The organism is Rhodococcus sp. no. 34 (assembly GCF_054589475.1).
The window spans coordinates 63,753-78,229 of the sequence record NZ_BAAILK010000024.1 but is presented as its reverse complement, the minus strand read 5'-3'; the positions used below and the strand labels follow the sequence as shown (position 1 = coordinate 78,229).

General features: G+C 63.4%; 16 protein-coding genes. 5 read left to right on the top strand and 11 right to left on the bottom strand.

The genetic code is table 11. The features are described from left to right. Positions 1-4: 4 nt before the first annotated feature. Together ACYP01_RS08265 and ACYP01_RS08260 are read right to left on the bottom strand one after the other, a co-directional pair. A complete protein-coding gene (locus ACYP01_RS08265) occupies positions 5-256 on the bottom strand; it encodes a helix-turn-helix domain-containing protein (RefSeq protein WP_003941869.1) in 252 nt (83 codons plus the stop codon). Positions 257-310: 54 nt separating this feature from the next. Beyond that, positions 311-1,048: a lysophospholipid acyltransferase family protein gene (locus tag ACYP01_RS08260; RefSeq protein WP_054828445.1), complete on the bottom strand. Its 738-nt coding sequence runs from the start codon at positions 1,046-1,048 to the stop codon at positions 311-313. A gap of 122 nt (positions 1,049-1,170) precedes the next feature. Between ACYP01_RS08260 and ACYP01_RS08255 the strand changes: the two genes are divergently transcribed. Beyond that, positions 1,171-1,794 carry a GNAT family N-acetyltransferase gene (locus ACYP01_RS08255; RefSeq protein ID WP_054187825.1) on the top strand — a complete coding sequence of 208 codons (624 nt, stop codon included), beginning with the start codon at positions 1,171-1,173 and terminating at the stop codon, positions 1,792-1,794. Here the strand turns inward: ACYP01_RS08255 and cds1 are convergent. Beyond that, on the bottom strand, positions 1,692-2,795 hold the full coding sequence (gene cds1 / locus ACYP01_RS08250) for an L-cysteine desulfhydrase Cds1 (protein WP_003941980.1): 1,104 nt from the start codon (positions 2,793-2,795) through the stop codon (positions 1,692-1,694). The genes ACYP01_RS08255 and cds1 overlap by 103 nt on opposite strands. Further along, a complete protein-coding gene (locus ACYP01_RS08245) occupies positions 2,792-3,178 on the bottom strand; it encodes a DUF4229 domain-containing protein (RefSeq protein WP_030535490.1) in 387 nt (128 codons plus the stop codon). Before ACYP01_RS08245 ends, cds1 begins: the two co-directional genes overlap by 4 nt. Before the next feature lie 291 nt (positions 3,179-3,469). On the opposite strand from ACYP01_RS08245, the gene ACYP01_RS08240 reads away from it, so the two are divergent. Then, positions 3,470-3,682: a BldC family transcriptional regulator gene (locus ACYP01_RS08240; RefSeq protein ID WP_003942029.1), complete on the top strand. Its 213-nt coding sequence runs from the start codon at positions 3,470-3,472 to the stop codon at positions 3,680-3,682. 165 nt (positions 3,683-3,847) lie between these two features. Then, positions 3,848-4,054 (top strand): hypothetical protein, encoded by a 207-nt coding sequence (locus ACYP01_RS08235; RefSeq protein WP_003941996.1) that lies wholly within the window; start codon positions 3,848-3,850, stop codon positions 4,052-4,054. 25 nt (positions 4,055-4,079) lie between these two features. Here the strand turns inward: ACYP01_RS08235 and ACYP01_RS08230 are convergent, their stop codons facing one another. The 7 genes from ACYP01_RS08230 to hemL all read right to left on the bottom strand — a co-directional run bounded on the left by ACYP01_RS08230 (position 4,080) and on the right by hemL (position 12,009). After that, entirely contained in the window at positions 4,080-5,741 is a 1,662-nt protein-coding gene (locus ACYP01_RS08230) for a MinD/ParA family ATP-binding protein (RefSeq protein ID WP_459679376.1), read from the bottom strand. A gap of 143 nt (positions 5,742-5,884) precedes the next feature. Continuing rightward, positions 5,885-6,847, bottom strand: coding sequence for a c-type cytochrome biogenesis protein CcsB (ccsB, locus tag ACYP01_RS08225; RefSeq protein ID WP_047268895.1), 963 nt, complete (start codon positions 6,845-6,847; stop codon positions 5,885-5,887). Continuing rightward, entirely contained in the window at positions 6,844-8,508 is a 1,665-nt protein-coding gene (gene resB, locus ACYP01_RS08220) for a cytochrome c biogenesis protein ResB (RefSeq protein ID WP_003942064.1), read from the bottom strand. The genes ccsB and resB overlap by 4 nt, the downstream gene beginning before the upstream one ends. Beyond that, positions 8,505-9,353, bottom strand: a complete 849-nt coding sequence (locus tag ACYP01_RS08215) for a cytochrome c biogenesis CcdA family protein (RefSeq protein WP_007735278.1) — start codon at positions 9,351-9,353, stop codon at positions 8,505-8,507. The genes resB and ACYP01_RS08215 overlap by 4 nt, the downstream gene beginning before the upstream one ends. Positions 9,354-9,355: 2 nt before the next feature. Next, the gene (locus tag ACYP01_RS08210) at positions 9,356-9,961 is read right to left on the bottom strand and encodes a TlpA disulfide reductase family protein (RefSeq protein ID WP_007735280.1); all 606 of its coding nucleotides are present in this window, start codon (positions 9,959-9,961) and stop codon (positions 9,356-9,358) included. Then, positions 9,958-10,617, bottom strand: a complete 660-nt coding sequence (locus tag ACYP01_RS08205; protein ID WP_459679371.1) for a histidine phosphatase family protein — start codon at positions 10,615-10,617, stop codon at positions 9,958-9,960. The genes ACYP01_RS08210 and ACYP01_RS08205 overlap by 4 nt, the downstream gene beginning before the upstream one ends. 66 nt (positions 10,618-10,683) lie before the next feature. After that, a complete protein-coding gene (gene hemL, locus ACYP01_RS08200; protein ID WP_037129903.1) occupies positions 10,684-12,009 on the bottom strand; it encodes a glutamate-1-semialdehyde 2,1-aminomutase in 1,326 nt (441 codons plus the stop codon). Between the two features lie 110 nt (positions 12,010-12,119). Here hemL and ACYP01_RS08195 point away from each other — a divergent pair, with 110 nt between their 5' ends. Both ACYP01_RS08195 and ACYP01_RS08190 read left to right on the top strand, forming a co-directional pair. Beyond that, positions 12,120-12,467: a hypothetical protein gene (locus ACYP01_RS08195; RefSeq protein ID WP_459679369.1), complete on the top strand. Its 348-nt coding sequence runs from the start codon at positions 12,120-12,122 to the stop codon at positions 12,465-12,467. A 59-nt stretch (positions 12,468-12,526) separates the two neighbouring features. Next, a complete protein-coding gene (locus ACYP01_RS08190) occupies positions 12,527-14,458 on the top strand; it encodes an acyl-CoA dehydrogenase family protein (protein ID WP_024487810.1) in 1,932 nt (643 codons plus the stop codon). Positions 14,459-14,477: the final 19 nt, after the last annotated feature.

Here is a 14,477-nt window from a genome sequence, read left to right as displayed (position 1 = left end):
GCAATTACCTGCCCTTCTCGCGCAGTGAACGCAGCATCGATTCCGACTGCGCGGACGCGTATTTCTTGTGGACGGCTTGACGGCTGACCTCGAGAGCTTCCGCGATCGCCTGCCAGGACCATCCGTGACGGCGCGCATTGGCGACCTGAATGGCCTCGAGTTTTTCGAGAAGACGACGCAGCGCTCGAACAGCACGCAATCCCTCGGTGGGATCCGGGCTACCGGCGGCAGCAGCGAGAGAGGTTGCTTCGGTCATGATGTCAATTTAGGTTGACAACCGGAATCTGTCAACCAAAATTGACAGGCGCGCCTAGTATCCGGCGACGGCCCCGTTCACTGCCACCTGCAAATCCGCCTGCACAGTTCGGGCGATATCCATCGGCTTGTCCGGAAGTTCGGTCACCGGCATTCCGACAAAGACACTCGCAGCCTTGACGTCGCCGGCCACCGGACCGTAGTTGATGCCGATCGACACCAGAGCCGGTGAGCATCCCAATTTCTCGGCGCGCGCGATGATGTGGCCGATTCCACTGTTGACGTGCTGCAACCGCGTCGGATCTTCGGTGTTGCACGTCCCTTCCGGGAAAATCGCCAGACAATCCCCGTTGCCCAGACGCTCGGCCGCGACGTCCATCATCACTCGGCCGGCATCCGAAACAGCCCGGAGGCCGTAGTTCTTGCTGCGAAAAACCGGGATGCTGCCCATCATGTCGACCTTCTTGCGCTGTGAAGGATCAACGAAGAGTTCGTCTTTGGCGAGGACCCGGGTCCGTCCGATCACTCGACGCAACGGAGTACGCCACGCGGTCGCGGCGAGCGTGAACTGGTCGCTCTCGGTCAGATGATTGACCGCCACGACCAACTGCGTCTTACGTTCCAGCAGAGTCTTCAGCGCAGCTTCCGCACCCGGCGCGTACCTCACTCGCGGGCGGTACTTCAGCGCCAATGCGGCATAAGCGAGCTTCGCCACGAATCGGTTCTGCTGATGACTGCGGTAGTACTCGTACACAGCCTCGTAATTGTCGAGTGAAACTTCAGGATTGCCCATGGTCCGCCCTCGCTGGAGAAGTGCCCCTTGACCAAACGATACACAACCTACGGTTGCGTAGGTTTGCGTTACAGAAGGCGTAGCGCTGGGAGAAACTCCACTCTCGAGGTAAAACGGTTTCTGTGATCCGCTCGGCCATATCCACCGACCTACCCGCACTGCAACAGATCGAGATCGCCGCGGGCGAACCGTTCCGAGACATCGGGATGGACGCCATCGCAGACGATCCACCGCCGACGCTCGACGAGTTGAACGATTTTCTCGCAGCCGAGCACATCTGGGTTCAGACCGACGCAAACGACGTACCCGTTGCGTACGCGCTCGTCGAGATCGTGGACGGCGGTGCGCATATCGAACAGGTCTCCGTTCACCCCGATCATGCCCGCAAAGGCCTCGGAGCTCAGCTGATCGACGCCGTCACCGAATGGGCGGCGGACCATCACCACGATCTCGTGACTCTGACGACGTTCGTCGACGTTCCGTGGAACGCGCCGTACTACGAGCGACTCGGGTTCGTGCGTCTGGCCGAGAACACGCTCTCTCCCGGCCTGATACGCATCAGAACGGACGAGCAGTCGTCCGGGCTGGACGCCTGGCCGCGGGTGACGATGAGCCGCCCGTCACACGGTCCGGCGCCGGCGATTCAGGAACTGGCCGTCCACGCACCCGAACGGACGAACTCGTCCAGCACTGTCGTCGGGCCGAGCAGGTCGATCCCTTCCGAAGCCACCCATTCGTCGTTGTAATAGGTGCCCGAGTAACGCTCTCCGCCGTCGCACAGGAGGGTGACGACGCTGCCGCTGCGCCCGGCCGCCATCATTTCGGCAATCAACGCAAAAGCTCCCCACAGGTTCGTCCCCGTCGAGCCGCCCACTTTGCGCCCCAGGGCCGCGCTGGCGTGCCGTGCGGCCGCGATCGAGCCTGCGTCCGGCACCTTGATCATTCGGTCGACCACCTGACCGACAAACGACGGTTCGACGCGCGGACGGCCGATGCCCTCGATCCGGGAACCTCGAGTACCGACGATCGACGGATCGCTCGCTCGCCACGCGTCGAAAAACACGGAGTGCTCCGGGTCCACCACGCACAGCCCCGTGTCGAATTTCCGGTAACGAAGAAAGCGGCCGATCGTGGCACCGGTTCCGCCCGTCCCGGCTCCGACGACCACCCAGTCGGGAATCGGATGTTCCTCGTGTTCGAGCTGAGTGAAGATCGATTCGGCGATGTTGTTGTTTCCGCGCCAATCCGTCGCGCGCTCGGCGTGGGTGAACTGGTCCATGTAGTGACCGTTCAACTCACTCGCGAGCCGATGCGATTCCGAGTAGATCGACGACGGATCGCTCACGAAATGACAACGTCCCCCCTGCGCCTCGATCAACGCGATCTTGGCGGGACTCGTGCTCGCGGGCATCACCGCGACAAAATCCAGGCCCAGCAACTTCGCGAAATACGCCTCGCTGACAGCCGTCGATCCGGACGACGCTTCGATGACAGTGGTCTCTTCGGTAACCCAGCCGTTGCAGATCGCGTAGAGGAAAAGCGACCGTGCGAGTCGATGCTTGAGACTCCCCGTGATGTGGGTCGACTCGTCCTTCAGATAAAGCTGGACGGTCCAGTTACTCGGCAGCGGATAGCGCAGCAGGTGAGTGTCCGCGCTGCGTTGCGCGTCGGCTTCGATCAACCGCACCGCGTTGTCGACCCACTGGCGTGAGGTCCGACGGTCGACGTCGAGCGACCCCGTGGTCACCGCCCGTCTCCGCGCAGCTTGGAGCGAAGATCGTCACGATCGGACCGACGCTGGGCGTCGACCGCCGCAATGCCCGCATTAACACGCTTGCGCAGTTTCGCGAAGAGCAGCAACGACAGCGGCAGCGCGATCAGAACTGCGAACAGCGCCGCGACGATCAAGGGAACGTCCGTGCCGGCGAGCTTTCCGCCACCGATGATGACGGCACCGATCACGACGACAAGCAGCAGCCGAGCGACCGAGTACAGCACCACGTCGCGGGCTAGTTGACCCTTGGTCACCGGCCCGGAAGCCGACTTTGCTTGCCCAGAGTTTGCGGAAGGTTTACTGGCCTTGACCGGCTCAGAAGGAACATTTTCGGGGTTTTCAGACAACTGACTCACCCTCTCAGGTTACCCATTCCGAATACGGGTGGGACCGAGCCCGCTATATCCATTTTGTCCTTTACTTAAACATTACATTTTCTTGAAAGATCGACTACCCGGCTATATCTGTGCAAACATTGCGCTACCACTCAGAAAACGGTCGAATGTGAGCGAAGGACTTCGAAACAAACTCGACGCAGGTTTTTGGCAACTGGTCGACACACCGGTTCGGAACCAAAGTTCGGAATCACTGCTCGGTTCGGAATCACTGTTCGTCAAACGTTCGACATCAACATGGAGGACCTCACAATGAGCGCACCAACCTTCAATACCGCCGCAGACGCACTCATGACGCCCGGACAGGTAGCGGCATTGTTTCATGTCGATCCCAAGACCGTGACCCGCTGGGCACACGCAGGACGACTGGGCTCGCTTCGCACGCCAGGAGGACATCGTCGATTCCGTGAGACCGAGGTCATGCAGCTTCTGCGCTCGCTGACCACCGAAGCAGACAACAACTGAGCAAACTCGGCTCACTTCGAAGCACTTTGCAGTACCCGACAGATCTTGCAGTACCCGACAGATACAGCACTAGCGCACTGAGCCGAAACGCTTGTCCGCACCACTTCTGGTGAAGCGGGGCGGAGACTGAGTAGGCTCGACTTCAGTTCCCTGAGGAGGTGCGCCGTGTTGTATCTGTTGGCGTTGGTGGGTTTGGTGACATTGATCGTTCTGATGTGGAAGGCATTCGGGCCCGATCCGTCGACGCGCACCCCGGTGAGCGGTGTACGCGGGCCGGATGACGATCCCGAATTCCTGTGGAATGTGAACCAGCAAACACGACGCAAGCGCACGGAAGGTCCGGACGTACCGCCGACTGACGCGTCGACGTAGCGTCCGGGCTCGCCCGGCTATCCGATTACCGCCCCGTCAACGCGAACGGGGAGGCCGGAAAGTCCTGCGCAACCACCGCAGCCAACTCCAGCACCGCTTCCCAAGTACCTGGACGCAGCCGGTCCAGATCGATTTCGGCGCCCTCTTCCAAATGCGGATCGAACGGAATCAGTTTCACCGCTCGACAGCGCTGCTCGAAGTGCTCGACGACCCGCGGCAGATCAACCTTGCCCGAGCGAGGCCGTACCGCGTTGATGACAGCTACGGACGTGGCGACCAGCCTGCTGTAACCGTGAGCGTCGAGCCAGTCAAGTGTTGCGGAGGCGCTACGTGCACCGTCGACGGAACCGGAACTGACGACGATCAACGAATCTGCACCTTCGAGAATGGCCTGCATCGCCGAGTGCATCAATCCGGTGCCGCAATCGGTCAGAACTATGCTGTAGAACTTCTCGAGCATGTCGACCGTGCGCGTGTAGTCCCCACCGCTGAAGGCCTCTGAAACTGCTGGATCGCTGTCGGAGGCAAGCACTTCGAGCCGGTGTCGATTTTGCGATGTGTAGCCACGGACGTCGCTGTACTTCTCGATGCTGTTCTCGTCGCGCAGCAGGTTTCGCACTGTTGCCGGAGTTTCGAGCGGGATCTTCTGGCTCAGCGTTCCCCGGTCGGGGTTTGCATCGACAGCGACGACGCGATCGCCGCGGATCGAGCCGAACATCGACCCCAGTGTCGCTGTGGTCGTGGTCTTTCCGACGCCGCCTTTGAGACTGAGCACCGCAACCTTGTAGCAGCCCTGCAGCGGCTGGTTGATCTGGCGCGTCAACTCGACGAGGTGCTGCTCCTTTGCACCGTTTCCGAGGTTCACCGATCGGCCGGACAACGTGTACAGCGCCTTGCGCCAGCCGCCCACCGGCGCAGGTCGGACAGGCCGCTTGACGAGGAGCGCAGCCGAGAGATCTTGCGCAGTCATCGGGAGAGCGGACTCGAAGCGACTGTCCGGAGCCGAGGTGAGTCCGGTCTGCGGCATCGGAGCGCGAGTAGGTGGCACTGTCGGCGGGGCCATCGGCACGGCCTGACCATTCTGGAGGGTGTGGCCGTTCGGCACCGGCGCAGCGCCGGGATGACCGAACTGCCGAATCGCGGGATTGGGCGGATGGACGCCGGGCGAAAAAGGTGCCTGCGGTTGCTGGAGCGGTCTCGCGGATGAATGCGCCGTCGGGCCGGGCTGCGAATTCTGAACAGGATGCAGGTTCTGAACAGGCTGCGAGTTCCGAACAGGCTGCGAATTCTGAACAGGCTGCGGAACGCCAGTTCGTGAATCCGGAAGCGACCCTCCACGATTCGTAGGTTCGTAGGTCTGCATCGGCATCGCAGGCGAGGTCGAGAACTGGCCGTTGATCGGGCCTGGCTGCGCTGCCGGATACTGGATGACCGGAGTCTTGGGACCTGGTACCGGAGCCGCTGGGGTCGTCGTCGGCGACGGAGCGGCGGGTGCACTGGGCGCCTGGCCGGCGACTTGCTGGAGCGGCCCGGAGTCGACCGGGGCCACGAAGAGACTACGAACGTCGCTGGGAACCGAGTCCGATGACGGCTCGGGCGCGGATGCGCGCGGCTCGCGCCGCGTCGGCTCGGCAGGGCGCACCGGCTCCCACAATCCTGCTCCGGCGTCTTCAATCTTGTCGGCCATCTCGCCGCTCCCCCTCGTCGATCCCACAGCTACCAGACAGCTAGTAATTCGCCAAGCTGCATCGTAACTGTTGCCCGCCCCTGACGTACCTACCGGTAATACCTACAGACCGGTCGGCAGCCACCCACGGTACCTCGAGAAGATCAGGTGAGTCCCGCGTAGGAGTGCAAGCCGGAGACGACCATGTTGATGATGAAGAGATTGAACAGCATCGCAACAAAACCGGCGATGTTGATCCAGGCGGCCTTCGTCTCCCGCCACCCGGAGGTTGCCCTCGCATGCAGGTAGGCCGCGTAGATCACCCAGGCGATGAAGGACATCGTCTCCTTCGGATCCCAACCCCAGAAGCGTCCCCACGCAGCTTCCGCCCAGATGGCACCGAGGATGACGCCGGCGCCGAACAGCGGAAACGCGATGATCGTGCTCTTGTACGCCAAGCGGTCGAGAGTCTGGGCATCCGGCAGTCGCTCTGCGATCCGGCCACCGATGCTCGTGCCTTCCTCACCGGGCGGGAACTTCAGTCGCAGCAGGAACAGAAGGCTCGCGATACCGCCGATCATGAAGATTCCGGAGCCGACGCTGACGATCGTCACGTGAATCGGAAGCCAGTACGAGCGTAGCGCCGGCACCACGGGAGCCGCGTCGGCGTAGAGGACCGTGCCGGCGAGGAACATCAAGATCAGAACCGGCACCAGCAAGAAGACCCACATCGGACGGTACGCCGGCTTGATCAACAGGACGTGCCCGACCAGCAACGACGCCGCACACGCCATCGCCACGAATTCGTACATGTTGCCGAGCGGGAATCGTTCCGTCGCAAATCCGCGGAGCACGATCGACGCGATGATCAGCACCGTTCCGACGACCAGGACAGCTCGGCCCATTCCGCCGAATCGTTCCGAGAGCGACTTGCTCGGAGTCTCCGCGACCCTGCCAGGCACGGATGCGTCGACACCGCCGGCGGAGACCAGTTCCTTGTCCTGAACCGCCTTTGCTCTGGCCGACGCGTACTGCACGATGAGCAGCACAAACGCCAGCACGAGCACGGTGAAGGCGGACTTGAAGGCCCAGTCGCTGTACTGCGCGAGTGTCTCGTTCGTTGTCATCGGGCGTTCTCCTGCGCGTGCGGTTGGTTCACCGCGGTGGTCGGATTGCTTTTCAGCAAGCGGTCGGCGAGGCGGTCGAACTCGTCGCCCCAGCCTGCGTGGTCGGTGCGGGCAAGCCCACCAAGTTCTACTACAGTACGTCGTTCGTCATCTGGATAGATACGTGCCCAGACGCGGCGACGCTTGATCACGAGCGAGACGAGTAGGCCCGCCATCATGGTCAACGCCGAAACCAACACCCACACCTGAGCGGGATCGTGGGAGACCTGCAGGTTCACGAAGTCGACGGCACCATCGAATCGCACCTGGGTTCCGTCGGCAAGCGTCGCGCTCTCCCCCGGAAACAGATTGACTCGATCCTGCTTGACCAGTCGGCCCTGATTGATCAGTTCGGTGTTGAGTTCGAACAGCGATTGCGGGTTACCGGTATCGAGTCCGGTGTCGCCCTTGTAGATGTCGATGGCGACTGCCGGATCGTTCATCGCCGGGTAACTCGACGACAGCAGGTTGCCGTGGAACAGCGCGGTGGGCGCGAACAATCCTTCGATGGCAATCTGATTCTTCCGACGCTCGTCCGCATCGGGATACATGCCGCCCGGCGGGTCGAAGCGCATCGCGCCACTGCTCAGGAACGTCGTGGCGTCGTCCGGACGCCACTGGAGCGTCTCGGTGCGGGTCTCACCGTTCGGGAACGTGACGGTGAACGTCGGCGCGTATCCGTGTCCCTGCAGGTACACACGATCGCCGGCGATCCGCAGCGGGTGGTTCACCTGGATGGTCGTGTCCCGCCAGGTATCGGACTCGAGGTCGTCGCCTGCCTGGTACGAGATGTCCGAGGTGAACATCTCGGCCTGACCGGTCTCGAGGTAGTCGGCCTGGAAATTCTTCACACGTACACACAGCGGGGTCATGCCGGTGCCGTCGAGGCTCAGACCGGCGACGAAGGAGTCGAACACTGCCGGCGAGGTCGTGCAGAACCCGGGGCCGTCGTTGGCGATGACGATGCGATTGCCCTCGTAGCCGAACAACTTGCCCGCGGCGATCGCGATCAACAATCCGACCAGCGAGAGGTGGAACACGAGGTTGCCGAACTCGCGGAGGTATCCCTTCTCCGCCGAGATGGTGATCTCGCCTTCGCGTCGTGATTTCGAATCGCCGCGACGCGTTTCGACGCGCCACCCGCGCAGTTCTTTCGACACCCGGGCAGCAAGTTCGTCGGGAGTCTCGCCGTCCACGACGCTCTTGGTGTGGTGCGGCAGGCGAGCAAGATTGCGCGGCGCATTCACCGGACGGGTGCGCAGCGCCTTCGCGTGCTCCACGCAACGCGGCAGGATGCAGCCGACCAGCGAGATGAAGAGCAATGCATAGATCGCGGTGAACCAGAAACTGCTGAACACGTCGAACAATTCGAGGCGGTCCATCCACGGACCGAGCGTCGGACGCGCGGCGATGTAGTCGGTGACCTTGCCCTCGTTGAGGGTTCGCTGTGGCAGCAGGGCGCCGGGGATCGCAGCGAGCGCGAGGAGGAACAGCAGTACCAGCGCGGTCCGCATCGAGGTGAGCCCGCGCCAGGTGTTGCGCCCGAGTGCAACGACTCGACCGATCACCGACTGCTTCGGCAGCACGGGTTTCGGGTGGTCGTTATTGTCGTCAGCTGTCATATCGGCAGCGTCACCTCCGAGATAAATGCGTCGCGAACCCAGCCGACGAACTGGTCCCACGCGCCGGTGACGAGGGCGATTCCCACTGCCACCAACATGATTCCGCCGAAAATTTGAATGGTGCGTGCATTACGACGCAACCAGCCGACGCCGGTCAGCGCGCGCGCCGATCCCAGCGCCAAGATGATGAACGGCAGGCCGAGTCCGATGCAGTACGCGACGATCAACGTGACACCACGCGCGGCGGTCATCCCGTCGGTTCCCGCCGCTACGGACATCACGCCTGCCAATGTCGGACCGAGGCACGGCGTCCAGCCCAGAGCGAACACTCCCCCGAGCAGCGGCGCACCCACCAGTGACGACACGCGACGCGGTTCGAAACGAACGTCCTTCTGCAGCGCCGGAATCAGCCCGATGAAGACGAGACCCATTGCGATGGTGACGACACCGCCCACTCGCATCAGGACCTCGCGGTTGACGAGCAGCGTGGAGATCACGCCGAATACCGACGCGGTCGCGAGGACGAACACAACGGTGAAGCCCGCGACGAACAGTCCGGCCGCACCGGCCACCCTCAGTCGACTGCTCCGGGTGATCGTCCGCGTCTTCGCCTCTTCGGCGGTGATCGCGGGAGCGTCGGCACCGACGACGCCGGCCAGGTAGGACAGGTAGCCGGGAACGAGCGGCACGACGCACGGTGAAGCGAACGACACCAGACCGGCGAGCACACAGGCGCCGAGGGCGAGCAGAAGCGGACCGGACGACGCCGCGTTCTGAAACGCTTCGCCCACACCGGCACTCAATGTGTCGCTGCCGGCCAGCAGCGTAGTGGTCGTGGTTGTCATCTTTACTGCGCGTCTTCCTGAGCTACTCGCTGGACGACGGGCAGCAAATCCTCGGCGAGAAGTTCTTGGAGGAACACCGCGGCGACGCGATGCTGGCGGTCCAGGACGATCGTCGTCGGAATGACCGACGTGGGGTAGCCGTCACCGAGGGCGATCAGCGAACGCATCGACGGGTCGTAGATCGACGGGTACGAGACCTTGTTGTCGACCACGAAGTCCTGCGCTTTGTTCTTGGTGTCGTCGCGGACGTTGATGCCGAGGAACTGCACGCCCGAATCCTTGGTCTGCTCGTAGACCTGTTCCAGGTCGTCGGCTTCGGCGCGGCACGGTCCGCACCACTGACCCCAGACGTTGAGAACGACGACCTTGCCCTCGAAGTCCTCGACACCGACCTTCTGACCTTCGTTCATCAGATCGGGCCCGGAGAGCTTGCCGATGGTGCCTCGGTCGGACGGCGGATCGTAGAAGATCTTGGTTTGTCCGCCCGGTGAGACGAAGTCGAAAGTTCCGCCCTGTGCGACGGCGTCGTCGCCGGTCGCGCAGGACGAGAGAAGAAGCATCGCCGACGCAGCGGCTGCGAATGCTGCGGCGATGCGGCGCGAAATCATGCTCCTGTCACTCTCGGGTCGGAGGCGCCGGCAGGTTCGGAGTAGACGATGTCGACCAGGGTGTCGCCTTCGTAGACCAGTGACGTCAACGACGCCAGTCCACACTGACGGTGACGGGGATCGTGCCACAGACGCTCACCCTGCAGGAATCGACGCAGAGTCCAGACCGGAAGCTGATGGCTGACGACGACGGCTTCGTGTCCGACTGCCGCGACGCGTGCGGCATTGACGGCTGCGAGCATGCGATGGGCGATCTGCAGGTAGGGCTCGCCCCAGGACGGGGTGAACGGGTCACGCAGTTTCCACCAGTGACGCGGACGCGAGAGCGCACCGTCCCCGACGGCAACCTTGAGACCCTCGAACTCGTTGCCTGCCTCGATCAGGTTTTCGTCCGTGACGATGTCGAGCTTGTGTGCCTCGGCGATCGGAGTCGCGGTCTCTTGTGCCCGCTGCAGCGGCGACGCGACCACGTGGGTGATCTCGTGATCGGCGAGCACCGACGCGACCGCACGAGCCTGAGCTTCGCCCGCCACCGACAACCGGAAACCCGGGAGCCGTCCGTAGAGGATCCCGCGCGGGTTGTGTACTTCGCCGTGGCGCAGGACGTGGACGATGGTGCGGGTGGACGTGTGGTCGGGGTGATCGGCGTCGGTCACAGTCGAGGGTCCTCGCTGAAGATGATGGATGTCGGAAGCGTGCGGGTGTTCTGGAATGGGAACTGGTCAGGGCTTGACGGCAGCAGCTGCGGCCTTGGCTGCGTGCGGCATGGCGTCGGCGATGATCGAGAAGGCTCGATCGTCGAGTGCTGCGGAGACGAACCACGCTTCGAACGCGCTCGGCGGCGGGTACACGCCGCGGGAGAGCAGTGCGTGGAAGAAGGCGGGGAATCGCCAGGTCTGCGCGGCTTTGGCTTCGTCGTAGTTGGTCACCGTGTTCTCGGTGAAGAACACGCTCACCAAGGTGCCTGCGTACTGCACTCGGTGTTCGACGCCTTCGGCGGTGAGTGCTTGGGTCATGAGGTCGCCGAGGGCGGTCGCGTTCCGGCCGAGCTTGGCGTACACCTCGGCGTCGGCGGCGCGCAGGCTCGCGAGTCCGGCGGCGACGGCGACAGGGTTACCCGAGAGGGTGCCTGCCTGGTAGACGGGACCGTCCGGTGCGAGGTGGCCCATGATGTCGGCGCGGCCGCCGAATGCTGCGGCGGGCAGGCCGCCGCTCATGACCTTGCCGAAGGTGTAGAGGTCGCCTGCGACGTTGTCGATGCCGTACCAACCCGAGGCACTGACGCGGAATCCGGTCATCACCTCGTCCATGATCAGGAGTGCGCCGTGCTCACGGGTGAGACGACGCAGTCCCTCGTTGAAACCGGGAAGCGGTGCGACGGCGCCCATGTTTCCGGCGGCAGCTTCGGTGATGACGCACGCGATGGCGCCGGGATTGGCCGCGAAGGCCGCGGCCACCGCGTCGAGATCGTTGTAGCGCACGACGATGGTGTCTTCTGCTTGAGCGCCGGTCACGCCGGGAGAGGTCGGCAGCCCGAACGTCGCGAGGCCGGATCCGGCGTCGGCGAGAAGGGCGTCGACGTGGCCGTGATAGCAACCGGAGAACTTGACGATCTTGGTGCGTCCGGTGAATCCGCGGGCGAGGCGGACTGCGCTCATCGTGGCTTCGGTTCCGGAGTTGACCAGGCGAACCTTTTCCACGGGCGCGACGCGGGCGACGATTTCCTCGGCGAGGGCAACTTCGCCTTCGGTCGGCGCACCGAAGGAGAGACCTCCGAGGGCTGCTTCGCGAACGGCTTCGACGACTGCCGGGTGAGCGTGCCCGAGAATCATCGGACCCCAGGACGACACCAGGTCGACGTAATTGTTTCCGTCGACGTCGGTGAGGGTGTATCCGGATGCTTCGCGAATGAATCGCGGTGTTCCGCCGACCGAACCGAACGCGCGGACGGGCGAGTTGACGCCACCCGGAATCACGTTGCCGGCACGTTCGAAGAGCCGAGCGGAGTTCGTTGCATGCACGTCGGGATCACCGGAAGACACAGTCACGGCTTCCAGTGTCCCAGTTCTGTCGAATCTGACAACGACAGGGTGTAGGACTTCGGTGCTCGAGGCGAGTTTTCCGGTCGAACCGGGCCCCGTGTGAGACGATTCCGGGCATGAAGCGACTGTTGACGACGCTGATGGTCTCGGCTGCGATTCTTCTCACATCGTGTGGTTCGGACGCTTCGAACGACGACAAGGCGACAGTTTCGTCGCCGCCGAGCGCCACCGACTCGGCTCGAACCACCGCGGCGATGAGCACCGACCCCGCGTTTCTCGGCGGGTGTTCGGCGGTGTCCGTCTACGTTCAGCAGCGTGTTCAGAGCGGCGACACGTCGACCCAGACGGCGGGCGCCGACTTCCTGAAGATCGTCGAGAACGACCCTTCGTACCAGGCTATGTCCGAGAGCGAGAAGGAACTCTTCCGCCAAGGAATCGAAGCGGGTGCCGCGGGCTCCTGCTGAATGTGAGGTTGGGATCGAACCGGGTTGCCCGCGGTGCGCTACGCGCTATCGTCGGTTCCATGGCCACCACAGCGGACCACCTCAGGACAACACTCGACGGACGCTGGCGGGAGGTGCGTGAGCGCGTTCGCGGCGAATTGAACGACGAACGTTTTGCTCCGCACTACACACCCAACACCGCCATTGCGCGCTCCAAGGCTCTCGAACAGATGCGGGTCCTCGCCGATCTCGGGTACGCCGCAAACGGTTTCGCGGTCTCTCACGGCGGAACGGGCGACGCGGGTGGCGCCGTCACCAGCATCGAGATGCTCGCGATGTCCGACCTCTCACTGATGGTCAAGGCCGGCGTCCAGTGGGGTCTGTTCGGCGGCGCCATCGAAAACCTCGGCACCGAGCGTCACCACCAGGCGTACGTCAAGCCGCTGATCGATCTGGACCTGCTCGGTTGCTTTGCGATGACCGAGACCGGTCACGGCAGCGACGTCCAGGAACTCGAAACCACGGCGACCTACGACGTCGAGACGGGCGAGTTCGTCGTCAACTCCCCCACTCCGTCCTCTCGCAAGGACTACATCGGCGGCGCTGCCCAGCACGCCACCGTCGCAGCGGTGTTCGCACAGCTGATCACCGGAGGCGAAAGTCAGGGCGTCCACTGCTTTGTCGTGCCGATTCGTGACGACGCCGGCAACGACCTCCCCGGCGTCACGACGTCCGACTGCGGGCTCAAGGGTGGACTGCCCGGAGTCGACAACGGCCGCATCGTCTTCGACCAGGTCCGCATCCCGCGTGAGAATCTACTCAACCGTTACGCCGACGTCGCCGAGGACGGCACGTACAGCTCGGCGATCGAGAACCCGAACCGTCGTTTCTTCACGATGGTCGGCACACTGGTTCGTGGACGTGTCACCGTCGGTGGTTCCGCGGCAGCGGCCGCCCGCGTCGGATTGGCCATCGCCGGTCGATACGCCCTGCAGCGCAGGCAGTTCAGTGCTCCGAAGAGTGACGACGAAGTCCTGATCATGGACTACCTCGTCCACCAGAAGCGCCTGCTGCCGTTGATCGCCCGCTCGTACGCTCTGCAGTTCGCACAGAACGAACTCGTCGCCGCGATGCACGACATCCAGAGCAGCGACGACCCGGATCCGCAGGAGCAGCGCGAACTCGAAGGTCGCGCCGCCGGACTCAAGGCCGCCAACACCTGGCATGCCACTCGGGCCATCCAGGAGGCACGCGAAGCCTGCGGCGGCGCAGGCTATCTCGCCGAGAACCGCCTCACCGCACTCAAGGCGGACACCGACGTCTTCACCACGTTCGAGGGTGACAACCACGTTCTGACGCAGTTGGTCGCAAAAGAACTCCTCACCTCCTACGCCGACGAAGTCCGCGGCATGAGCCCGGTCGACTGGATGCGCTTCGCCGCTACGACGGTCTCCGACGTGGTCAAGAAACGCACGGCAGCGCAGCAGATCCTGCAGACGATCGTCGACACTCGCCAGGACAACGAAGAGGACGGCAGCCTCTTCAATCGCGGCACCCAGATGAAGATGTTCGAAGACCGCGAAGAGTACCTACTCGCCACTGCGGCAAGGCGATTGCAGGCAGCGCAGAAGCGCGAGGAGAACCCGTTCGACGCGTTCAACTTCGTGCAGGACCACGTACTCAAAGCCGCTCAGGCGCACATCGAGCGCGTCATCCTGGAAGCATTCGTCGCCGGCATCGACTCGTGTGAGGACGAGACCGCGAAGGAACTCTTCGGCGAGGTGTGCGATCTCTACGCACTGTCCGTGATCGAAGAGGACAAGGCCTGGTTCATGGAGCACCGGCATCTGTCGGTGGAGCGTTCGAAGGCCGTGACGCGCGGAATCAACGAGCGTTGCCGCACCCTGCGCCCCCACGTCGAGACACTGATCGACGGGTTCGGCATTCCGGACATCCTGCTGGGGTCCGCGATGCTCGACGGACCGGGCACCGACGCGGTACGGCTGAAGTAAAGGGTTCGGGTGGGGTCGG